We start from the raw sequence: 21,353 nt of genomic DNA on the forward strand, positions 1-21,353 counted from the left end.
GCTATTCGGGGGTGTACTCCAGCTTCCTCAAACACGCCATCCGCCAGTCCGAACGCTACGGCGTGCCCGCCCATCAGCTGCTGCACCGCGCCGGGCAACGCAAACTCATCGGCGGCCAAGAAGACCAACTCATCGACATCGCACTCGAGATCAAACGCGAACAGGACGCCGCCGCCCGAACCTCCTAGGCCGAGCCGACCGACCCGCTGGTGCAGGCAGGCGGGTCGGCGTCGAGCAGGTAGAGCCCGGCGATCGTGCGATCGTCGCGGAAGGTGATGCGTGCCTCGAAGTCGCCTGCCTCGAATGCCAACGGCGTGCTGGTGGTGGTGAAGTCGCCGGCTCGCCGTATCGAGGTGTCGCCGTGCCCCTCGAACGCTCCCGCCAGTCCCACCAGGTGGGCCCAGGCCTCGCCGATGCCCTCGTCGGTCAGACGGTCGCGCATGGTGGCGTCGAACCGCGCGCTCACCTCCGGCCAGCGTGCGTGTGCCAGATCGGCGATGACGGACGCGGCCAGCTCGGCGGCGTCGGGGAGTGGGCGGGTGTTCATCTCTGCTCCCGTTCGTGGGTCGATGGGCTTGCCGTACCGCTGGAATGCGGCTTGGCGGGACACGCCGAGGACCTCGCCGACCTGCTGCCACGTCCGGCCCGCCTGGCGGGCCTCGCGTACGGCCGCCGCCACCAGGGTCTCGGCGCCCAGGCGGATCTCGAGCGCGGTCCGGAGCGCGTCGAGCGCGTCCGCGTCGTGGTGCAACAGCGGTGCGGCGAGCAGGCCCCCGAGGCGCCGATGCAGGTGGCGAGCGGCTTCGGGGAACGACGCGTCCATGCGTCAAGGCTAGGTTTACGAACCTCGTTAAGTCAACTAAACCTTGACGGTAATGACGAGAACCGGCTCCGGATGGCCTCGGCGTAGCTCGCAGCTAACTCACCGTGGTCGGACTTTCAGTTCGCTCTACGGCGTTTGCACTTGACCGCAGCGCCCCCAATCGACTTCACTGTGCAAACACTTGAATGCCGATGGTGAGGGATTTCATGCACAAAGCCGTTTGCCTGTCCACGCGAATTGGGATCACCGCCTTCGGTGCAGGTGCATTGCTGATCGCAGGCCTCGGGCCGGATGTCGCTAATCACTCGCAAGCCGTTGCGGCCGAGGTGACGCCCACGGCCTACGGTGTGGATCAGCTCTTCCCCTGGGCGGCTGCGCCCGCCCCCGGCGCCAGCACCTCGGGCGTCGCCCGGCTTGCGGCGCTGCTGGGAGACACGTCCGCCGGTGCACGGGCGGCGTTGCGCACCGTCAACCAGCTGGGACCGGTGAGCTTCGACCTCGACTCGCTGAGGTCGTTGCAGGCCAACCAGCCGCCGCCAGGCAGCCGCACCGGCACCCTGAACTTCACCGACATGGACCAGTGGATGGCCGGGGTCACGGGGTTGGCGAGCAGCACCGGTGCGCTGGGCTTCACCGAGAATGCGGCGTCCTACGACCCCTACATCGGCACCCACGCCGGCGTGCTGCAGACGGCCAACCGCCTCGGACCCGCGTTCTTCGACCTCAACGTCCTCAAGGCCATCGGGTTCACCCAGGCGCCCACCGGACAGGTCCTGATGAACGGCCAGCCCGACAACTTCAGCGCCGTCGACATCGGCCGGTGGAACGCCGGCATCCCCGGCGTCATCACGAATTCCGGCACCACCGGCTTCGTCACCTATCAGGACTTCGGCAACGGGCCCATCAGCGACTACCGGGTGGGCGGGCTGCACACCACCACGACCATCGGCTCCGCGGTGTTCGACCTGAACATCCTGCCCTTCGTCGCGACCGGCATCATCCCGCCGAGCCTGTCGTTCGGCCTGGCGCCGGACATGACGGCCGCCAACACGCCTTTCGCGCCGTTCACGCCGCCGACGCCGGGCGTCGTACAACCCAACGGCGGGCTGCCGGTTCCGGCACCGCTCAGTGCACCCGCACCCGCACCCGCACCCGCTCCCGTGAGCGCACGCTCCGCCGCCCCCGCCGAGACCGCCCCCGCCGAGACCAGTGCCCCCGCCGAGACCAGTGCCCCCGCGACGGCGGCCGAGGCGCCGAAGACGGACCCGGAGCCGGCCCCTGCGGCGGCGAGCCCCGTGAAGAGCACCACCAGCAAGCCGCAGCCCGTCCTGCCCGGCGTCAACGGTGCGCCCCTGCGCGAGCGGACCACGGCCCCGTCGTCGGCAGCGGGTGGAGGAAACCCATTCGCGCCGCTGCGCCCCATCGCCGACGCCGTCACCAGTGCGATCAACGGCGTCACCGGCGCCGTGAGCGGTGCCCGTCCCACGAGCACCGGCGCCGCAGACACCGGCAAGGGCGCCGCCGGCGCGGGCGGCGAGTCGGGCGGCACGTCCTCGGGCGACTGACCCCGCGGACCACCCGGGCGCGCACCTGACGTCCAGGTTCACCGGGCAGGATCGCTGGCGTGAACGGCACCGTCCCCTCGCCACCGCGGCGCCGCGTGGGCTCGATGGAAGCGCTGCTGGTGGCGCTGGCGACGCTCGCGATCGCCGGTGGCTGGCTGCACACCGCCATCGCCGGCCGCGCCGATCTCAGCACGGCGGCCACGGTGTTCAGTGGCGTCTTCGTCCAGGCGCTCCCGTTCCTGGTGCTCGGGGTCGTCGTGAGCGGGCTCATCGCGGCGTTCGTCACCCCGGAACGATTGGCCGCATGGCTGCCGCGTCGGCCCGTGGTCGCCGTCGCCGTCGCCGGGGTCGGGGGCGTCGCCCTGCCGGGCTGTGAATGCGGCTCGGTGCCGGTGGCCCGGCGCCTCTACGGCCCCGGCCGGCTGGGCGCCGCGGCCCTCACGTTCATGCTCTCGGCGCCCGCGATCAATCCGGTCGTGCTGGTGGCGACGGCCGTCGCGTTCCCCGGCCAGCCCACCATGGTGGCCGCCCGGTGCCTGGCGTCGCTGGTGACCGCCGTCGTGATGGGACTGCTGTGGCTGCGATTCGGGCGCGACGACTGGGTCACGCGGTCGCTGCCGCGGCCGGTGGACGGGGTCGCACGGTCACGCTGGACGGTGTTCGGCGAGGCCGCCCGCGACGACTTCCTGCAGGCGGCCTCGTTCCTGGTGGTGGGTGCGGCCGCGGCGGCGCTGCTGCGGATCACCGTGCCGCAGTGGATGTTCGACCACCTCGCGGGCAACCTGGCGCTGGGAGTGCTGGTGATGGCGCTGCTGGCGGTGGTGCTGGCGCTGTGCTCGGAGGCCGACGCCTTCGTCGCCGCGAGCCTGACGATGCTGCCCCTCGTGCCCCGGCTGGTGTTCCTGGTGGTGGGCCCCGCGATCGACGTCAAGCTCGCGGCCATGCACGCGGGCATGTTCGGCCGCCGATTCGCCCTGCGATTCGGGCCCGCGACGTTCGCCGTGGCCACCGTGGTCGCGACCGCGGTGGGCCTGCTCGTGGTGGGAGGGGGCTCGTGAGCCGGGCGACGCAGAACCTGGTGCTGCTGTTGGTCGGGGCGAGCACCGTGGTGATGCTGGTCCGCGGGACCTACGTCAACTACGTCAAGCCGGGCCTGTTCTGGTGGCTGGTGGTGGCGGCCGCCGTGCTCGTGGCGCTGGGTCTGGCCGCGGTGGTGCGCGACGTACGCGACGTCGGGCGTTCCGGCGAGCACGGGCACGGGCACGGACACGCGCACGGCAGCCGGCTGGCGTGGCTGCTGCTGGTGCCGATCGCGCTGGTGGCGTTCGTGGTGCCCCCGGCCCTGGACGCTCGCGGCGTGACCGCGGCGCCGCCCGTGCGCACCACGGTCACCGCGCGCGACTTCCCGCCGCTCCCCGGTGGTCCGGCGCCGACGGTCGGCCTGCCCGAGGTCGTGATGCGTGCGGCGGCCTCGACCACGCTCGACGGCCGTGACGTCACGGTCACCGGCTTCACCCTGCACTACCCGGACGGCGTCTATCTGGCCCGCGTGGTGATCGTGTGTTGCGCGGCCGACGCGCAGCTGGCACGCATCCGGCTGGCAGGGACCGCGGCCGACGCGGCCGCCGGTTTCGGCGAACAGACGTGGATCAGCGTGCGAGGCCGCATCGAACCGGGCTCGGCGACCCCCGCCGACGACTACGTGCCGACGTTCGACGCCGACGCGGTCACGCGCATCGACAAGCCCGCCAACGTGTACGCCTACTAGGCCCGTCGGACCGACACGGCACGATGGTGCCCATGGCGACGCGCGCGGCAGCCCAGGAGTTGCTCGATCGACTGGCAGGACCGGAGGCGGTGCTGCGGGACGACCAGTGGACGGCCATCGAGGCACTCGTCGTGCACCGCCGTCGCGCCCTGGTGGTGCAGCGGACCGGGTGGGGCAAGTCGGCGGTCTACTTCATCGCCGCCAAGCTGCTGCGGGCGCAGGGCCGCGGCCCGACCGTCATCGTGTCGCCGCTGCTGGCGCTCATGCGCAACCAAGTGGAGGCGGCGGCCAGGGCCGGCGTGCGGGCGCAGACCATCAACTCGAGCAACGTCGCCGACTGGGACGACGTGCACCGCGCCGTCGCCGACGGGGAACTCGACGTGCTGCTGGTCAGTCCGGAGCGGTTGAACAACCCGGACTTCCGCGACGACGTGCTGCCGTCACTGGCCCGCGACGCGGGCCTGGTCGTGATCGACGAGGCGCATTGCGTCTCGGACTGGGGACACGACTTCCGCCCCGACTACCGCCGGATCCGCACGCTGGTGGCCGAACTGGGCAGCGACATCCCGGTGCTGGCCACCACGGCAACCGCCAACGACCGCGTGGTCGACGACGTCGCCGAGCAACTCGGGGTGGGCGGCACCGACACGCTGGTGCTGCGCGGCGGGCTCGACCGGGAGTCGCTGCGGCTGGCCGTCGTCCGGGCCGGCAACCCGGCGCGTCGTTCGGCATGGCTTGCCGCACACCTGGATTCGCTGCCCGGCTCCGGCATCGTGTACACGCTGACGGTCGCGCAGGCCGCCGACGTGGCGGCCATGCTGAGGGAACGCGGGCACGCCGTGGCGTCCTACACCGGGGCCACCGAGGCCGCCGAACGCGAACAGCTCGAAGCGGACCTGCAGCACAACCGCGTCAAGGCACTCATCGCCACGTCGGCGCTCGGAATGGGTTTCGACAAGCCCGATCTGGGGTTCGTGGTGCACCTGGGAGCGCCGGCGTCGCCCATCGCCTACTACCAGCAGGTCGGGCGTGCCGGTCGCGCCACCGCCAGCGCCGAGGTGATCCTGCTGCCGGGCGCCGAGGACCGCGACGTGTGGCGTTACTTCGCGTCGGTGGCCTTTCCCGCCGAACCCATGGTGCGCACGGTCCTGCGGGCGCTCGACCCGGAGCGCCCCCAGTCCACGCCTGCGCTGGAGCCGCTCGTCGATCTGAACCGGACCCGGCTGGAGATGGTGCTCAAGGTCCTCGACGTCGACGGTGCCGTACGGCGGGTCAAGGGCGGATGGATCGCCACCGGCGAGCCGTGGTCCTACGACGAGGCGCGGTACCGCCGCCTCGACGAGGCGCGGCAGCGGGAGCAGCAGGCGATGCTCGACTACGTCGAGACCTCCGAGTGCCGGATGGCGTTCTTGCGCCGCCAGCTCAACGACCCCGAACTCGTCGAGGGGCAGACCTGCGGCCGGTGCGACAACTGCACGGGCGCGCACTACGACGCGGACGTCGACGCCGAGGTCGCCGAGGCCACGCGGGCGCAGCTGATGCGGCCCGGCGTCGAGGTCGCGCCCCGCAAGCAGTGGCCGTCCGGGTTGGCGAAGTTGGGGGTGTCGTTGAGCGGCAGGATCTCCGACGGTCCCGCGCCGGGCAGGGCCATCGGCCGGCTGACCGATCTGGGTTGGGGTGCCCGGCTGCGGGCGGTGCTCGACGGCCCCGACGGCGAGGCGTCGGACGACGTCGTCCGCGCCGCCGTGGACGTGCTGGCGGCATGGACCTGGGAGACCCGCCCCACCTCGGTGCTGGCGCTGGACTCCGCGACGCATCCGCTGCTGATCGGCTCGCTGGCGCGCCGTCTCGCCGAGCTGGGCCGGTTGACCGATCTGGGCACGCTGCGGTATTCGGCGCACCGCCGCCCGGCGACCGCCGCCAACAGTGCCTACCGCGTGGCTGCCCTCGACGGCGCGTGGGACGAACCCGCGTTGCCCGAGTTGGACGGGCCCGTGCTGCTGGTCGACGACCGCACCGATTCCGGGTGGACGCTGACCATGGCCGCGCGGGTGGTACGGCGCGCCGGCGCCCCGCAGGTGCTGCCGTTCGCGATCGCGGCGGTCAGCTGACCGCGGCCGCGCGCACCCCGCCCAGCTGCGCGGTGAGCGCGTCGGCGCACGCGATCACCCCGCGCGCGTGCCTGGCGATCTCGGCGTCGGTGAGAGCCTTGCCGACGTGCAGGGAAGCGACCATCGCCTGCCTGCCGTAGTGGTCGAACACCGGTGCCGACAGCACGCTGATGTCGTGCCGGGGTCCGGCGGACTCGCCGCGCAGGTACACGCGTTCGCCGACGTCGGAGATGAGTTCGCCCAGGAGTGCGCGCAGTTCGTCGGGCAGCGTCGCCGACATCCCGGCGAGCATGGCGTAGAGGCGTCGCCCGCCCGGGGTGAGCCGCTCGGCGAGGTATCCGGTGGTCCGGCACTCGGTGATGACGCGGTCGAGCCGCTCGGAGGCGGTGCGCAGCGGGATGGTCGGCTCGCGCGTCAGCCAGTCCTGCAACGCCTCGTCGTCCCAGAGCACGAACATCAGGCCGACCGGGGGAGCGAATGGGTAGCTCTGACCGACGCGCACGCCGGTGTCGCCACCCACCAGTTCGAGCAGCGTGATGCGGTCCTCGACGACGGCCGAGAGGGCCGCGGTGGTGCCGAACTCGGTGGCCAGGCGGGCCAGCTGCTCGCGGGCCGCGGGACCTGCCCGCAGCGACTCCTGCGCGACGTGGCCGAGTGAGATCAACGACGGGCCAAGGCGATACGTCTTGTCGACCGCATCGCGGATGAGGTAGCCCGACGCGGCCAGAGCGCTCACGATGCCCAGGCAGGTGGGCTTGCTCTGCCCCACCCGGCGCGCCAGTTCCGAGACGCCGAAGCGTTCGTGCGGGTGTTGGGCGAGGAAGTTGAGCACCTCCACCACGCGCAGCGTGGGCGGTGACACCCGACCGGCCATGGCACTCCCTCCTCGACGTTGACTCAAAGTAGAACACGTTCTAGTGTCAGGTCGGAAAGTCTACCGTGACGGTTCGTTATTGGAACGCACGGCGTGAGGTTTGGAGGCAGCACGTGTTCTCGACACCACTGGCCGAGGCGATCGCGGAGGCCGAACGGTTGGTCGCCGAGGCGCCCTTCATCGAGTCGGAAGCCGATCTGCTCGAAGGACTGCAGTACCTGGCGGGCTGCATCGCGGCGTGCACCCACGTCGCATTCGACTACGACCGCGACCACCCGTTCTTGCACAGCGGGACCGGTCCGTTCACCAAGATGGGCCTCGACAACCCGGACACCATGTACTTCGGCACGCGCGTCCGACCCGGCCACGAGTACGTCGTCACGGGCACCCGGGGGACCACCACCGACGTCAGCTTCCAGCTGCTCGGCGGGGAGTACACCGACGAGGTGGTGCCCGACAGCGCGACGGCGTTCGACGACCGCCGGCTCGACATCGCCGACGACGGTTCGTTCGAGTGGCGCTTCACGCCGGATGTCCCGTCGCAGTTGGTGATTCGCGAGGTGTACAACGACTGGTCGGCACGTCGTGGGACTTTCGCGATCGCACGGTCGGACACTGCGGGGACCGCGCCGCCGCCGCTGACGCGCGAGCAGATCGAGAAGCGGTACGCCGTGGCGGGAAAGCAGTTGGTGCAGCGCGTGAAGACGTGGTTGCAGTTCCCGAAGTGGTTCTACGACGACCTGCCGGTCAACACGCTGACCGCGCCCCGGTTGACCCCGGGTGGGCTGGCGACGCAGTACTCGTCGGTGGGTCACTTCGACCTGGCGCCCGACCAGGCCATGGTCATCACGCTGCCGGTGTCCGACGCCCCGTACCTCGGCTTCCAGCTCGGCAGCCTGTGGTACGTCTCGCTCGACTACATCAACCACCAGACGTCGCTCAACGGCACGCAGATGCAGGCCGACCCGGACGGCATGATCCGCATCGTGGTGTCGGATCTCAACCCCGGCGTCACCAACTGGTGCGAGACCTTGGGCCGCCGTCGTGGGTACCTGCAGTTCCGCTGGCAGCGGGTGTCGCGCGAACTCACCCCCGCAGACGGCCCCACCCTCGAGATCGTGGCCGCCGGGGACGTCGCCGGCGCGTTGCCGCATTACGACGCGAACCGGATCACCGAGGAACAGTGGCGAGCGCGGATCGCGCTGCGGCAGAGGCAGATCGGCGAGAGGATGGTGGGCTGACCCATGGCCGGACTACTGGCGGACAAGGTCGTCGTCATCAGTGGGGTGGGGCCCGCGCTGGGGAGCACGCTCGCACGCCGGTGCGCGTCCGAGGGGGCCGACCTGGTGCTCGCGGCACGCACCGTCGAGCGCCTCGAGGACGTCGCCAAGACCGTGACCGAGCTGGGCAGGCGCGCGGTGACGGTGGGCACCGACATCACCGACGAAGCGCAGGTGGCCCGGTTGGTCGACGAGACCGTGCGCGCCTACGGCAAGGTCGACGTGCTGATCAACAACGCCTTCCGGGTGCCGTCGATGAAGCCGTTGGCCGACACCACCTTCGAGCACATGCGCGACGCCATCGAGCTGACGGTGTTCGGCGCGTTGCGGCTCATCCAGGGCTTCACGCCGGCGCTGGCCGAGGCCAGCGGGTCGGTGGTCAACGTCAACTCGATGGTCGTGCGGCACTCGCAGGCGAAGTACGGCGCCTACAAGATGGCGAAGTCCGCGCTGCTGGCCATGTCGCAGTCGCTGGCCACCGAGCTGGGGCCGCAGGGCATCCGGGTGAACTCCGTGCTGCCCGGCTACATCTGGGGTGGCACGCTGGAGAGCTACTTCTCGCACCAGGCCGGCAAGTACGGCACCACGGTCGACGAGATCTACGCCGCCACCGCGGCCGCGTCGGACCTCAAGCGGTTGCCCACCGAGGACGAGGTGGCCTCGGCCATCCTCTTCATGGCCAGCGACCTGTCCAGTGGCATCACGGGGCAGGCGTTGGACGTGAACTGCGGGGAGTACAAGGCATGAGCCGCGAAGGCGACGACGAGTGAGGATCGCAGCGAGGGACGAGCGAGGACCGGAGCGAGGAGGAGTCGAGCCATGAGCCGCGAAGGCGACGACGAGTGAGGATCGCAGCGAGGGACGAGCGAGGACCGGAGCGAGGAGGAGTCGAGCCATGAGCAGCACGCGCACGAATGTCGGGACCGTGGAGGACCTGCACGCGTCGGCCGTGAAGGCCTGCGGCCTGGACGACTTCGGCGGTGACGACGACGATTACCGCGAAGCGCTCGCCGTGCTGTTGGATTCGTATGCCCGCGAGGCGGATCTGACCGAGTTCGGCAGCAAGATGCAGCGCTTCTTCGTACGCAATGCGCTGGTGGCGCGGCTGGTCTCGGAGGCGGCGTTCAAGCAGTACCCGCAGCACGCCGACGTGCCGATCGAGCGGCCCATCTTCGTCACCGGGCTGCCGCGCACCGGCACCACGGCCATCCACCGGCTGCTGGCCGCCGATCCGGCTCATCAGGGTCTCGAGCTGTGGTTGGCGGAGTTCCCGCAGCCCCGACCGCCACGGGAGACGTGGCCGCAGAACCCGGTGTTCGCCGAGTTGGACGCCCGCTTCAAGAAGGCTCACGAGGAGAACCCCGACTACACCGGGCTGCACTACATGACGGCCGACGAGGTCGAGGAGTGCTGGCAGCTGCTGCGCCAGTCGTTGCACTCGGTGTCCTACGAGACGCTGGCGCACGTGCCGACGTACGCCCAGTGGCTGGCGCGTCGGGACTGGGCGAAACCCTATGCCCGGCACCGGAAGAACCTGCAGCTGATCGGCTTGCACGAGCCCGAGAAGCGGTGGGTGCTGAAGAACCCCAGCCACCTGTTCGCCCTCGATGCGCTGTTCGAGACCTACCCCGATGCCCTCGTCGTGCAGTGTCACCGGCCGCCCGAGACCATCATGGCGTCGATGTGCTCGCTGGCCCAGCACACCACCGAGGGCTGGTCGACCGCCTTCCGCGGCGAGGTGATCGGGGCCGACGCCCTGGAGACCTGGTCGCGCGGGCTGCGGTTGTTCGCGCAGGAGCGCGCCAAGCACGACCCGGCGCAGTTCTGCGACGTCGACTACTTCGCGTTGGTGAAGGACCCGATCGCGACGGTCGCCGACGTGTACCGGCACTTCGGCATCGAGTTGACCGATGCGGCACGGAGCGCCATGGCCATGGCCGACGAGGCCAGCAGGCAGGGTCCGCGCGCGCCCAAGCACACCTACTCGTTGGCCGACTACGGCCTGACCGCCGAGCAGGTCAAGGAACGGTTCGCGGGTCTGGTCTGAGCCGAAGCTGACTGCGCCGCTGGCACTCTGAGGTCATTAAGCGGAACGGGCGGCTGATTGGGTGTGGCAAGGCAGCTCAGCTACCGCTGATTGGCCCAGAGCCGGCCACGCCCCAAATGCATGTAGGCACACCCTGCGGCGCACCGATGTCCACCGCAGTCAACCGAAACTTGGCTAGCCGCTGCTTGTGGTCTAGGCCGGCGATGTCGGCGCCAGGCCGGCCATGGCCGGTCGGTCCCAATAGATTTCGAGCAACGATGATGACATCGGCGCGTCGGATCGCGACTGAAACTGTCACTCGGCGCTGCTGCAGGCTCAACCCTAAAGATGATTGCTAGAAGAGGCCGGAGTCGGCTTGAATCGGCCCAAGCTCAAGCGGTCACAAGTAGGCGTCAGACCCCTTAGCTGCGCGAGGGCTCAACGACCCATACCCCCTTCAACGGATGCCAAAGACGTACGTGCTTTGTCAACCATGCTGGCAAAGACTGAAGATGGCGTACGACGAGGGAGGTCGGCCGAAGCGCCCTCACGCAGATCGCATGGTTTGATGAGCTTGTTTTGGCGAGATCAACGGGGGATGTTGGTGCAGCGAATTTTGGGTTGGGTCGCAGGCCGTTCTTTGTCTCTGGGTATCACTACGTCCGCTGGCGCAGCTTTCGCGTGGACTGTGCTCGCAATCTGTTGGGCTGCGGCTGGTTGCGAATTTAACAATCCTCCGCCTGCCCCAGCCGGCGTACCTTCGCCAACGTCGGTGCCACCGGCCGACCCTCCGCAGCCGTCTTACTGGCCTTCCTGGATTGTTTCTATGCCGGATCCGGCGGCCACGCTGATTGGTGCAGTTGTCACGATGATTGCTGCGTACATAGCATTTAAGGCTGTTTTGCGCCAAATCTCTGCCAACAACGATGCGGTTCGTTTGCAGATTGCTAATAACGAGCAGAGTGTGCGACTGCAGATAGCCGCGAGCGAAGCAGCCGTTGGCAAACAAATCGCAGCTAATGAGGCTGCGACCCGCCGTCAGATCCAAGCAAATCAGGAAGCCGTCCAGCAGCAAATTGCAGCCAGCGAACGGCTGGCCAGAGTCCAGATTTCAGCAAACCAGGCCAACGTCGCTGATCAGATCAGTGTGGAGAAGCGCAGTTTACGTCGGTCCGAGCGAGCCGAGGTGGTTATGGAGGCCGCTGATATAGCTGAGACATGCGTGCTACGTTTGCTAGATGAGAAGTTCAGCAAAGCCACTCCGGATTGGCAACGGGAAATAGTTGAAATAAGAGTGCGGAGTCTAGTGCGCAAGATGAGTTTCCTTGATATGGAGGAAGCGTCGGCCGGTTTGCAGCGATTCTGGGAGATAATCGACCCGCATTTGCGTCATCAGAAAATGTATATCGATCCCATCCGGCTACAGGGGAGATTGCCGCACGTACTATCCGAGACGTTGCGAATCTTCAAGCAATCTCTTGGGGACTAGTGTCGATCCACGTGGGGCGGATAGACCGCAGCGTTAAGCTGTACGCGTAGCTGAGGGCGTGAGTCGGACAAGCAGAAGCTTGTGGTTGCGGTCGACCGATTTCCGAGTCTTGCCGCTCTCGAATTCGAGGCACTGAGCGCCGACAACGCCTCTTGGGCGATCGCCTTGGCCTCGGAATGGGCCACGCCCGAGGCAACCTAGACGCTGCCCGGCTCTTTGTGCGTTGATTGACCTCGAAGTGTCTTGCCCTATCTAGCAGCCAACCGCTCGCCTTGCGGAACACGTTAGCGATGGACGTTTGTGCTCAGCCGTCGCCGGGTGACGGCGCGCTGGACACCTCTTCCAGGCAGCCCTCGGAGACTGCGTGCTTGATGCTGTCGGCCAGGCGGGGGCACGACCGCGCGCGGCTGCTGTCACCGCCTGCAGCACGTAGCTCGTGAAAGACCGCGCAGCGCCGGGAAGCCCCGGAGTTCCACTGCACCGCGGTGTGGGCCGGACCCAACTTCTTGACCGCGACGGTGACGTGGCAGAACCGGCAGTCCACCGGAACCAGTCCGGCGGTCAGGTAGCGCTCGCGATCGGCCAGGCTGGCCGCGCGGACCGCAGCCGCCCGCGCGGGATCACCGGCGAAATCCGGTGCCTTGGACCAGCTTCGGCCCCCGCCGGCGGCCGTGTCGTGACCGTCGTCGTGGTCCTGGTGGTGATCCTCGTCGTGACCGGACAGCTGGAGCATGGATCGCGCGAGATCGTCCACCGGGGGTGGGGTTTCGGGGTGCGCGCGCTCGTCGTGGGTGGTCATGGCACCGCCTAGCTCGGCTGCTCGGCTTCCTGGCGACGCAGGTTCTCCTCCACCTCGACGTGCCACTTCTCGTTGGCGGCCGTGGTGTCGACCTCGACCTCGAAGCGATCCGTCATGTCCGGCGTGACGTCGGCGACGTCGACGTAGAACTGCTGATACCACCGGCGCATCTGGTAGACCGCGCCGTCCTCCTCCACCAGCAGGGGATTGTCGATGCGGGTCTTGTGCTTCCAGATCTCGACGTCCTGCAGGAAACCCTTACTGACGCCCTCGGTGAACACGCGGGCCAGCTTGTCGGTGGTCTTCTCGTCGAGGCCCTTGGGCTTCTCCACGATCACGCCCCACTGCAGGACGAAGGAATCCTGCGTGACGGGGTAGTGGCAGTTGATGAGGATGGACTCGGCCTTGAATCCGCCGTAGTTGTTGTGCAGCCAGTTGATCATGAACGACGGCCCGAAGTACGAGGCCTCCGAATCCAGGTGGGCCTCGCCGTAGGTGGTGCCCATGTCGTTGACGTCCGGCCTGCCGACGTTGTGGAGGTACTGGCTGGCGACGTGACCTTCGAAGACGTTCTTGAAGTACGTCGGCAACCCGTAGTGGATGTAGAAGAAGTGCGCCATGTCGGTGACGTTGTCGATGATCTCGCGGCAGTTGCTGCCCTCGATGAGCATCGTGTTCCACCGCCATTCGGTCCAGCCGTCGTCGGCGAACTCCGGGATGTCGGGGATGCGGACCTCCGGCTGGGGTGGGTTGCCCTCGTGGTCGTGCCAGACGAACAGCAGACCGCCGCGCACGTCGGTCTCCCACGCCCGGGTGCGGGCCAGGCGGGGGGTGCGCTTGGCGTAGGGCACCAGCTTGCACTTGCCGTCGCCGCCCCACCGCCAGTCGTGGAACGGGCAGGCGACCTCGTCACCCTTGACGGTGCCCTGGGACAGGTTGCCGCCCATGTGGCGGCAGTAGCCGTCGAGGACCTTCACGTCGCCGTGGGAGTCGGCGAAGACCACCAGCATGGTCCCGAAGATCTCGATGCCATGGGGTTTGCCGTCGAGGTAGTCCTTCACGGGGCCGAGGCAGTGCCAGCCGCGCGCGTACCGGTCCGGCAGCGCGCCGGTGTCGATCTCGCGGACTCCAGCGGTTTCGGTACTCACGGTTGGCCTCCCGTATCGGTGCATCTAACTAGAACACGTTACAGTTTTGGTCCCGGGTCGCGCAACGCAAACGCCGCAGGCCGCACCCACCTCGCGGTATAACCAGACGATGCCGCTGTATTCCTTCGAAGGCCGGTCGCCCGTGATCGATGGGTCCGCCTTCGTGGCACCCACGGCGGTGCTGGTCGGGGACGTGCACGTCGAAGCCGGTGCGTCGGTGTGGTTCAACGCGGTGCTGCGGGCCGACTTCGCCCCGATCATCATCCGGCAGGGCGCCAACGTGCAGGACTGCAGCGTGCTCCACGCCCCGCCCGGCATTCCCACCGACATCGGGCCCGGCGCCACCATCGCGCACTCCTGCGTCGTGCACGGCGCCCACGTCGGTCAGGACACCGTGATCGCCAACCACGCCACGGTGCTCGACGGCGCCGTCATCGGCAGGCGCAGCCTCATCGCCGCGCACTCGCTGGTGACCGGCGAGACCAAGATCCCCGACGACGTGCTGGTCACCGGTGCGCCCGCCCGGGTGCGCGGACCGGTCGCGGGCACCGGCGCGGAACGCTGGATCAACATGACGGCGGCGACGTACCAGGGACTGGCCGCGCGCTACCGCGCGGGGTTGGAGGAGGTCACCGGATCCTGACGGGTCTCAGACCGGCCGGGCGCTGTCGGTCGCGGCGTCGACCTCCCAGTACGCGCGCAACGCCACGATCTTGCCCGCGTCGTCGACCCGGTAGGTGAACACGCCCTCGGCGACCACGCGATACCCGGCTGCGACGATGACGATGTGGCCGACGTTGGCCTCCTCGTGGCCGCAGACGTAGCTCTTCTGGAAGCAGAACTCCAGTTGGCTGGGCGCGATCGCCATGTCGTAGAACCGGGCGATGGCCTCCTTGCCACGATGACCCCTGCCCTCGGGGTCGAAGTGCGACGGGCCGATGGGATCCTCGACCACGGCGTCGTCGGCGAACAGCTCCAGCCACGCCTGCTTGTCGTGTGCGACGGCCGCGGCACGGGACCGTCGGCCCGCCAGCGTCACCGCCGCCACGTCGGCCATCACGACCCCGGTTTGTCGGAGCCGACGACCCACATCGAGTAGTACTGCGAGCCGCCGCCGTACGCGTGCCCGAGCGCCTTGCGGGCCCCCTCGACCTGGTGCGCGCCGGCCTTGCCCATCACCTGGATGGCCGACTCGGCGAACCGGATCATGCCCGACGCGCCGATCGGGTTCGACGACAGCACGCCGCCGGAGGGGTTGAACGGGATGCGGCCGCCGATCGCGGTCTCACCGGCCTCGGTGAGCTTCCAGCCCTCGCCCTCGGCCGCGAAACCCAGGTTCTCCAACCACATCGGTTCGAACCACGAGAACGGCACGTACACCTCGCCGACGTCGATCTCGTCGATGGGGCTGGTGATGCCGGCGTCGCGCCAGAGCGCCTTGGCCGCGTCGCGGCCTGCCTGGGGATTGACCTGGTCGCGTCCGGCGTAGGCGAGCGGCTCGGTGCGCAGCGCCGTGGCGTGCACCCATGCCACGGTGTGTCCCTCCGCCAGTCGGGCCTCCGCTGCCGCCTCGTCGCCGATGACGATGGCCGCCGCGCCGTCCGACGACGGACAGGTCTCGTCGAATCGGATGGGGTCCCAGAGCATCTGGGACGCCATCACCTTCTCCAGCGTGATGTCCGGCTGGTGCAGGTGTGCCAGTGGGTTCTTGGCGCCGTTGAGGCGGTCCTTGACCGCGACCATGGCGCCGATGTGGTTCGGTGCGCCGGAGCGTCGGATGTAGGCGCGCACGTGCGGTGCGAAGTAGCCGCCTGCGCCGGCGCCCACCGGCTTCGTGAACGGCACCGGAATGCTCAACGCCCACATGGCATTCGACTCGGACTGCTTCTCCCACGCCATGGCCAGCACGCGGCGGTACTTCCCGGACTGCACCAGCGATGCCGCGACCACCGCCGTCGAGCCGCCTACCGAACCCGCGGTGTGCACGCGGATCAGCGGCTTGCCGGTGGCACCGACGGCGTCGGCCATGAACAGTTCGGGCATCATCACGCCCTCGAAGAAGTCCGGCGCCTTGCCGACGACCACGGCGTCGATGTCGTCGAACGTCGAGCCCGAGTCGGCCAGCGCCTTGTCGATGGCCTCGCGCACCAGGCCGTTCATCGACACGTCGAGCCGCTTGGCGACGTACTTGGTCTGCCCGGTCCCCAGGACCGCCGCGTTCCTACCCGCCATCAGCTCTCTCCTTCCAGCACGGCCACCAGATTCTGTTGCAGTGCAGCACCGCTCGTCGCGTGGGCGAGCACTCGGCCCGCGGAACCGTCGAACACGTGCTGGGCGGCGAAGCCGATGCGTTCCAGGCCCGCGACGAACATCGGGTTGGCGGCCAGGGCCCCGCCCGACGGGTTGACCGACGTGTCCTTGCCGAGCCCGATGGCCTCGGTGAGGATCAGCTGCTGGTGGCTGAACGGGGCGTGCAACTCGGCCACCTCGATCGAGGCCGCATCGCCGCCGGTCGCGGCCGCGGCCGAGGCGGCCGTCGATGGCGAACTGGTGAGGTCGCGCGCACCCAACACCGGGGTTTCGATGCGGTGCTCGATGCCGGTGATCCACGCGGGACGCTCGCGCAGTTCGCGGGCCCGGTCCCCAGAGGCCAGGACGATGGCGGCGGCGCCGTCGGTGATCGGCGCGATGTCGTGGCGGCGGAGGGGATTGGCGAAGTAGGGCCGCGCCAGGAGGTCGTCGACCGAGTCGGCGGGAGGTTCCCCGTCGGTGCGCTGCGCCACGGCGAACGAGTCCAGGGCCACCTGCGCCATCTGCGCGGCCGACCACTTGCCGGTGTCCAAGCCGATGCGGGCCTGCAAGCCCGCCTGCGAGACGGCGTCGGGCCACAGCGGTGCCACCGTGTAGGGATCGGTCTGCAGGGCCAGCACGCGGCGCAGCACACCGGCGCTCGACTTGCCGAACGCGTACACCAGCGCGGTGTCCACCTGCCCGGTGAGGATCTTGAGGTAGGCCTCGTACAGCGCCCAGGCACCGTCCATCTCGACGTGGGACTCGTTGATGGGCGGTACGGCACCGATCGAGTCGATGGCCGAGATGAACGAGAATGCGCGCCCGGCAAGGTAATCGGAGGAGCCGGAGCACCAGAAGCCGATGTCGGTCTGCTTGAGGCCCAACTCGGCGTAGAGCTGGGCGAAGCACGGCATCAACATCTCGACGCCGTTGGTGGTGCCCTCGGTGCGGCGGACGTGCGGGGCGTGTGCGAAGCCCACCACCGCAACGCTGCGATCAGACATGAGTGTTCCTTCTCTGGTGGTGTGGCTCTAGAGGTGGTGGCGGTAGGACTCGTAGTCGGCGTCGGGCTCGCCGGTGGGCCGGAAGTGGTCGATGTTGTCGATGCCCAGGCCCCACTCGTCGCGCGGCTTCCACACGGCCTCGACCCGCATGCCCATCCGCACCTCGGTGGCCTCGATCTCGGTGACGAGGTGCAGGAACGGGATGTCGGCGCCGTCGAGCAGCACGTACGCCGCAACGTAGGGCGGCTTGATGCGTTGTCCGGCGAACGGGATGTTGATGATCGCGAACGTCGTCACGGTGCCGCGGTCGGGCAGCTCGATGAACTCGTCGAGCGCCAGGCCGGTCGCCGGGTCGGCCTCCTTGGGCGGGAAGTACACCTTGCCGGGTGCGCCGTCGCGGCCCTTCGCCGTGCGGGCGCCGAGCAGCTTGCCCTGCTCCAGACCGCGCAGGAACGTACTCTCCGGAAGCGAAGCGGTGTGCTGGATCTCGATGTTGCTCGGGATGACCACCATGGTGACGGGGTCGCGCTCGTCGTCCTCGGCGGGCACGTCCTCGGCGGTGTCGCCCAGCTCGAAGTACGCGATGTCGGTGATCGCGCCGACGGTCTCGTCGGCCCAGTGGACGTGCACGCGGGCGCCCGTGCTGATGCCGTCGGACCCCGCGTCGCCGGTGTCCACGGCGTGCAGCATCGAGGTGTCGGCGCCGTCGAGCCGGATGAGCGCCCACGCGAAGGGACGACTCAGTGGCTGCCCGTCCAGGGGCTGCGGTTGCCACGTCCACGATACGACCGTGCCGACGCTGCTCACCGGTACGATCTCGGTCAGCCGCTCATAGGTGACGGGATCGAACTCCGCAGGCGGCACCAGGACTCGGCCGTCCGAGCCGCGCACGCCGACGACGCGTCGGCTGCGCAGCTCGGTGAAGAAGTGGCCGAGGAGGGGGCCTACTGAACGGGTGTAGTCGAAAGACAGCTTCAACGGAGCCGAAAGAGGCGGCTCGTGGTCTTCCACTCCTGGTGGGGTAGTGGCCGGGCTGCTTTGGCTGGCGCTCACGCATCGAGTAGAACAGGTTCTAAGAATCGTCGCAAGGACGGGTCTCGGCCCGGGAAGGTTGGCCCCTGTGAAGTTGGGATTGCAGCTCGGATACTGGGGCGCCAAGCCGCCCACCGATCACGCCGAACTCGTCGCGACGGCGGAGGAGGTCGGGTTCGACACCGTCTTCACCGCGGAGGCATGGGGATCGGACGCGTTCACGCCGCTGGCGTGGTGGGGACGCGAAACCACCCGCATGCGACTGGGCACGTCGGTGGTGCAACTGTCGGCGCGCACGCCCACGGCGTGCGCCATGGCGTCGCTGACGCTCGACCACCTGTCCGGGGGCCGGCACGTCCTGGGTCTCGGCGTCTCCGGACCGCAGGTGGTCGAGGGCTGGTACGGGGCGAAGTTCCCCAAGCCCCTGGCCCGCACGCGCGAGTACGTGGACATCCTGCGGCAGGTCTGGGCCCGGGAGGCGCCCGTGCACAGCGACGGTCCGCACTACCCGCTGCCGCTCACCGGGGAGGGCACGACGGGTCTGGGCAAGAACCTCAAGCCCATCACGCATCCGCTGCGCGCCGACATTCCGGTGATGCTCGGTGCCGAGGGGCCGAAGAACGTCGCCCTGGCGGCCGAGATCTGCGACGGCTGGCTGCCCATCTTCTACTCGCCCCGCATCGCCGACATGTACAACGAGTGGCTCGACGAGGGCTTCGCCCGCCCGGGCGCCCGGCGCACCCGGGAGACCTTCGAGATCTGCGCGACGGCGCAGGTGGTCGTCACCGACGACCGGCCCGGTGTGCTCGAGCTGATGAAGCCCCACCTCGCGCTCTACATGGGCGGGATGGGCGCCGAGGACACCAACTTCCACGCCGACGTCTACCGCCGGATGGGTTACGCGGAGGTGGTCGACGAGGTCACCGCGTTGTTCCGCAGCGACCGCAAGGATCAGGCCGCGGCGGTGATCCCGGACGAACTCGTCGACGACTCCGCGATCGTCGGTGACCTGGACTTCGTCAAGGGGCAGATCAAGGCGTGGGAGGCCGCGGGCGTCACGATGATGGTGGTCGGGGCGCGATCGGCGCAGCAGATCCGGGATCTCGCCGCGCTGGTCTAGGAGCCATGACTGGACACTTGCTTGCCAGGTGTCTAGAACGCGTTCTAGATTTGGGGCGTGACCGACGCCACACCCGCCTCGACGCATCTCGTCGCGGGTCGAACCGTGACCATGCCCGTCCGCATCCGCAGGGCGCGCCAGCACCTGGCGATGTTCTCCGTGGAAGCCGATGCCGCACAACGCATGATCGACTACAGCGGGTTGCGGGTGTGCCGATACCGGCCCACCCGGGCGATCGTGGTCCTGATGCTGATGGAGTACGTCGACGGCGACCTGGGCAGGTACTTCGAGTACGGCACCAACGTCATGGTGAACCCGCCGGGGTCGTCGGCGACGGGCGTGGGTGCGCTGCGCGACGCAGGCGCGTTCATCCATCACCTGCCCGTCGACCAGGCCTTCACGCTGGAGGCTGGACGCTCCATCTGGGGCTATCCGAAGGTGCTGGCCGACTTCACGATTCGTGACGGGCAGCGCTTTTCGTTCGACGTCGCCATCGACGGCACCTTCGTCGTGGGCATGGACTTCCGCCCCGGCGTGCGGCTGCCATCGGCGCTCACGGCGAAACCCCGGGTGCACCGCACGTATTCGCATCTCGACGGCGTCACCCGGGAGACGGCGGGCGAGATGACGACGTTCGGGCCCAGCTATCGGATCGGCGGAGCGTCGGTGCGGCTCGGCGACCACCCGTACGCCACCGAACTCGCGTCCCTGGGACTGCCCAGGCGCGCGCTGTTCTCGGGAGCCGCCGAGAACGTTCAGATGACCTTCGCCGACGCCGAGGAGATCGCATGACCGGCACGCTCACCGAGACCAGGCCCGACGTCGACCTGTCCGACGGCCGGTTCTACGCCGACGGCAACGCGCGCGCGGCGTACCGCTGGATGCGCGCGCACGAACCGGTGTTCCGCGATCGCAACGGTCAGGCCGCGGCCGCCAGTCATGCCGCGGTGCTCGACGCCGAGCGCACGCCCGAGCTGTTCTCCAACGCCGGCGGCATCCGGCCCGACCAGCCGGGCATGCCGTACATGATCGACATGGACGATCCGGCACATCTGTTGCGGCGCAAGCTCGTCAACGCCGGGTTCACCCGCAAGCGCGTGATGGACAAGCTGCCGTCGATCAACGCGCTGTGCGACACGCTGATCGACGCGGTGTGCGAGCGGGGGGAGTGCGACTTCGTCCGCGACCTCGCGGCCCCGCTGCCCATGGCGGTGATCGGTGACATGCTCGGTGTGCTGCCCGCCGAACGCGACATGCTGCTGAAGTGGTCCGACGACCTGGTGTGCGGGCTCAGTTCGCACGTCGACGAGGCGGCCATCGCGCTGCTGATGGAGACGTTCGCGGCCTACACCGAGTTCACCATGGACGTCATCAAGAAGCGGCGCGCCGACCCCACCGACGACCTGTTCTCGATCCTCGTCAACTCCGAGGTCGAGGGGCAGCGGATGGCCGACGAGGAGATCGTCTTCGAGACACTGCTCATCTTGATCGGCGGCGACGAGACCACCCGGCACACGCTCTCCGGCGGCACCGAACGGATTCTGCGCCATCGGGATCAGTGGGATCGGCTGGCGGCCAGCCCGCAGGAGTTGCTGCCCGGCGCCATCGAGGAGATGTTGCGGTGGACCTCGCCGGTGAAGAACATGTGCCGCACGGTGACGGCGGACACCGAGTTCCACGGCGCCGCCCTGCACGAGGGCGAGAAGATCATGCTGATGTTCGAGTCGGCCAACTTCGACGAATCGGTGTTCGGCGATCCCGAGAACTTCCGCATCGACAGGACACCCAACAACCACGTGGCCTTCGGCTTCGGGACGCACTTCTGCCTGGGCAATCAGCTGGCGCGCCTGGAACTGCGGATCATGCTCACCAAGGTGCTCTCGCGGCTGCCCGACCTGCGCCTGGCCGACGAGTCCCCGGTGGCACTGCGGCCGGCGAACTTCGTCAGCGGTCCCGAGGCCATGCCGGTGGTGTTCACCCCCACCGCGCGGCTGTCGGGATAGCGGGCCCCACCTCAGCTGC

Annotated in this window: 20 protein-coding genes and 1 pseudogene; 13 read left to right on the plus strand and 8 right to left on the minus strand. The window is 68.8% G+C overall.

Annotated elements, in window-relative coordinates:
* A pseudogene (locus AC30CM_RS22095) lies at positions 1–188 on the plus strand (4-hydroxy-2-oxovalerate aldolase); the annotation flags it as partial.
* On the opposite strand, the gene AC30CM_RS22100 reads toward AC30CM_RS22095, so the two are convergent.
* The gene (locus AC30CM_RS22100; protein ID WP_490119058.1) at positions 185–823 is read right to left on the minus strand and encodes a DUF3887 domain-containing protein; all 639 of its coding nucleotides are present in this window, start codon (positions 821–823) and stop codon (positions 185–187) included. The pseudogene AC30CM_RS22095 and the gene AC30CM_RS22100 overlap by 4 nt on opposite strands.
* A 326-nt stretch (positions 824–1,149) precedes the next feature.
* On the opposite strand from AC30CM_RS22100, the gene AC30CM_RS22105 reads away from it, so the two are divergent.
* The 4 genes from AC30CM_RS22105 to AC30CM_RS22120 all read left to right on the plus strand — a co-directional run bounded on the left by AC30CM_RS22105 (position 1,150) and on the right by AC30CM_RS22120 (position 6,267).
* Entirely contained in the window at positions 1,150–2,388 is a 1,239-nt protein-coding gene (locus AC30CM_RS22105; protein ID WP_490119059.1) for a hypothetical protein, read from the plus strand.
* 104 nt (positions 2,389–2,492) lie between these two features.
* A complete protein-coding gene (locus AC30CM_RS22110; RefSeq protein WP_490119091.1) occupies positions 2,493–3,446 on the plus strand; it encodes a permease in 954 nt (317 codons plus the stop codon).
* Positions 3,443–4,156: a TIGR03943 family putative permease subunit gene (locus AC30CM_RS22115; RefSeq protein WP_490119060.1), complete on the plus strand. Its 714-nt coding sequence runs from the start codon at positions 3,443–3,445 to the stop codon at positions 4,154–4,156. Before AC30CM_RS22110 ends, AC30CM_RS22115 begins: the two co-directional genes overlap by 4 nt.
* Positions 4,157–4,188: 32 nt before the next feature.
* Positions 4,189–6,267 (plus strand): RecQ family ATP-dependent DNA helicase, encoded by a 2,079-nt coding sequence (locus AC30CM_RS22120; protein ID WP_490119061.1) that lies wholly within the window; start codon positions 4,189–4,191, stop codon positions 6,265–6,267.
* Here the strand turns inward: AC30CM_RS22120 and AC30CM_RS22125 are convergent.
* Positions 6,260–7,141: an IclR family transcriptional regulator gene (locus AC30CM_RS22125; protein ID WP_490119062.1), complete on the minus strand. Its 882-nt coding sequence runs from the start codon at positions 7,139–7,141 to the stop codon at positions 6,260–6,262. The two genes, AC30CM_RS22120 and AC30CM_RS22125, sit on opposite strands and share 8 nt — an antisense overlap.
* A gap of 113 nt (positions 7,142–7,254) precedes the next feature.
* Between AC30CM_RS22125 and AC30CM_RS22130 the strand changes: the two genes are divergently transcribed.
* The 4 genes from AC30CM_RS22130 (at position 7,255) to AC30CM_RS22145 (ending at position 11,936) form a co-directional block, all read left to right on the plus strand.
* On the plus strand, positions 7,255–8,382 hold the full coding sequence (locus AC30CM_RS22130) for a hypothetical protein (protein ID WP_490119063.1): 1,128 nt from the start codon (positions 7,255–7,257) through the stop codon (positions 8,380–8,382).
* Positions 8,383–8,385: 3 nt separating this feature from the next.
* On the plus strand, positions 8,386–9,168 hold the full coding sequence (locus AC30CM_RS22135; RefSeq protein WP_490119064.1) for an SDR family oxidoreductase: 783 nt from the start codon (positions 8,386–8,388) through the stop codon (positions 9,166–9,168).
* A gap of 148 nt (positions 9,169–9,316) precedes the next feature.
* The gene (locus tag AC30CM_RS22140; protein WP_490119065.1) at positions 9,317–10,468 is read left to right on the plus strand and encodes a sulfotransferase family protein; all 1,152 of its coding nucleotides are present in this window, start codon (positions 9,317–9,319) and stop codon (positions 10,466–10,468) included.
* An 805-nt stretch (positions 10,469–11,273) separates the two neighbouring features.
* Complete coding sequence (locus AC30CM_RS22145) at positions 11,274–11,936, plus strand: hypothetical protein (protein ID WP_490119066.1); 663 nt, start codon at positions 11,274–11,276, stop codon at positions 11,934–11,936.
* Positions 11,937–12,240: 304 nt separating this feature from the next.
* Here the strand turns inward: AC30CM_RS22145 and AC30CM_RS22150 are convergent, their stop codons facing one another.
* Both AC30CM_RS22150 and AC30CM_RS22155 read right to left on the minus strand, forming a co-directional pair.
* A complete protein-coding gene (locus AC30CM_RS22150) occupies positions 12,241–12,735 on the minus strand; it encodes a hypothetical protein (RefSeq protein WP_490119067.1) in 495 nt (164 codons plus the stop codon).
* Between the two features lie 8 nt (positions 12,736–12,743).
* Positions 12,744–13,883 carry a 3-ketosteroid-9-alpha-monooxygenase, oxygenase component gene (locus AC30CM_RS22155; protein ID WP_490119068.1) on the minus strand — a complete coding sequence of 380 codons (1,140 nt, stop codon included), beginning with the start codon at positions 13,881–13,883 and terminating at the stop codon, positions 12,744–12,746.
* A gap of 109 nt (positions 13,884–13,992) precedes the next feature.
* On the opposite strand from AC30CM_RS22155, the gene AC30CM_RS22160 reads away from it, so the two are divergent.
* Positions 13,993–14,526: a gamma carbonic anhydrase family protein gene (locus tag AC30CM_RS22160; protein WP_490119069.1), complete on the plus strand. Its 534-nt coding sequence runs from the start codon at positions 13,993–13,995 to the stop codon at positions 14,524–14,526.
* Between the two features lie 6 nt (positions 14,527–14,532).
* On the opposite strand, the gene AC30CM_RS22165 is transcribed toward AC30CM_RS22160, so the two are convergent.
* From AC30CM_RS22165 to AC30CM_RS22180, 4 genes are read right to left on the minus strand one after another with little or no spacing between them, the layout of a single operon-like run.
* Positions 14,533–14,940, minus strand: coding sequence for a nuclear transport factor 2 family protein (locus AC30CM_RS22165; protein ID WP_490119092.1), 408 nt, complete (start codon positions 14,938–14,940; stop codon positions 14,533–14,535).
* Positions 14,940–16,115, minus strand: a complete 1,176-nt coding sequence (locus AC30CM_RS22170) for a thiolase domain-containing protein (RefSeq protein WP_490119070.1) — start codon at positions 16,113–16,115, stop codon at positions 14,940–14,942. Before AC30CM_RS22170 ends, AC30CM_RS22165 begins: the two co-directional genes overlap by 1 nt.
* Positions 16,115–17,179: a thiolase domain-containing protein gene (locus tag AC30CM_RS22175; protein WP_490119071.1), complete on the minus strand. Its 1,065-nt coding sequence runs from the start codon at positions 17,177–17,179 to the stop codon at positions 16,115–16,117. Before AC30CM_RS22175 ends, AC30CM_RS22170 begins: the two co-directional genes overlap by 1 nt.
* Before the next feature lie 27 nt (positions 17,180–17,206).
* A complete protein-coding gene (locus AC30CM_RS22180; protein ID WP_490119072.1) occupies positions 17,207–18,232 on the minus strand; it encodes a Zn-ribbon domain-containing OB-fold protein in 1,026 nt (341 codons plus the stop codon).
* Between the two features lie 67 nt (positions 18,233–18,299).
* On the opposite strand from AC30CM_RS22180, the gene AC30CM_RS22185 reads away from it, so the two are divergent.
* The 3 genes from AC30CM_RS22185 to AC30CM_RS22195 all read left to right on the plus strand — a co-directional run bounded on the left by AC30CM_RS22185 (position 18,300) and on the right by AC30CM_RS22195 (position 21,334).
* Positions 18,300–19,331: an LLM class F420-dependent oxidoreductase gene (locus AC30CM_RS22185; RefSeq protein ID WP_490119073.1), complete on the plus strand. Its 1,032-nt coding sequence runs from the start codon at positions 18,300–18,302 to the stop codon at positions 19,329–19,331.
* A 111-nt stretch (positions 19,332–19,442) separates the two neighbouring features.
* Positions 19,443–20,123 (plus strand): acetoacetate decarboxylase family protein, encoded by a 681-nt coding sequence (locus AC30CM_RS22190; RefSeq protein WP_490119093.1) that lies wholly within the window; start codon positions 19,443–19,445, stop codon positions 20,121–20,123.
* Positions 20,120–21,334 (plus strand): cytochrome P450, encoded by a 1,215-nt coding sequence (locus tag AC30CM_RS22195; RefSeq protein ID WP_490119074.1) that lies wholly within the window; start codon positions 20,120–20,122, stop codon positions 21,332–21,334. Before AC30CM_RS22190 ends, AC30CM_RS22195 begins: the two co-directional genes overlap by 4 nt.
* The last annotated feature ends 19 nt before the right edge of the window (positions 21,335–21,353 follow it).

It is taken from the genome of Mycobacterium sp. DHQP2018-32-09 (genome assembly GCF_058148405.1).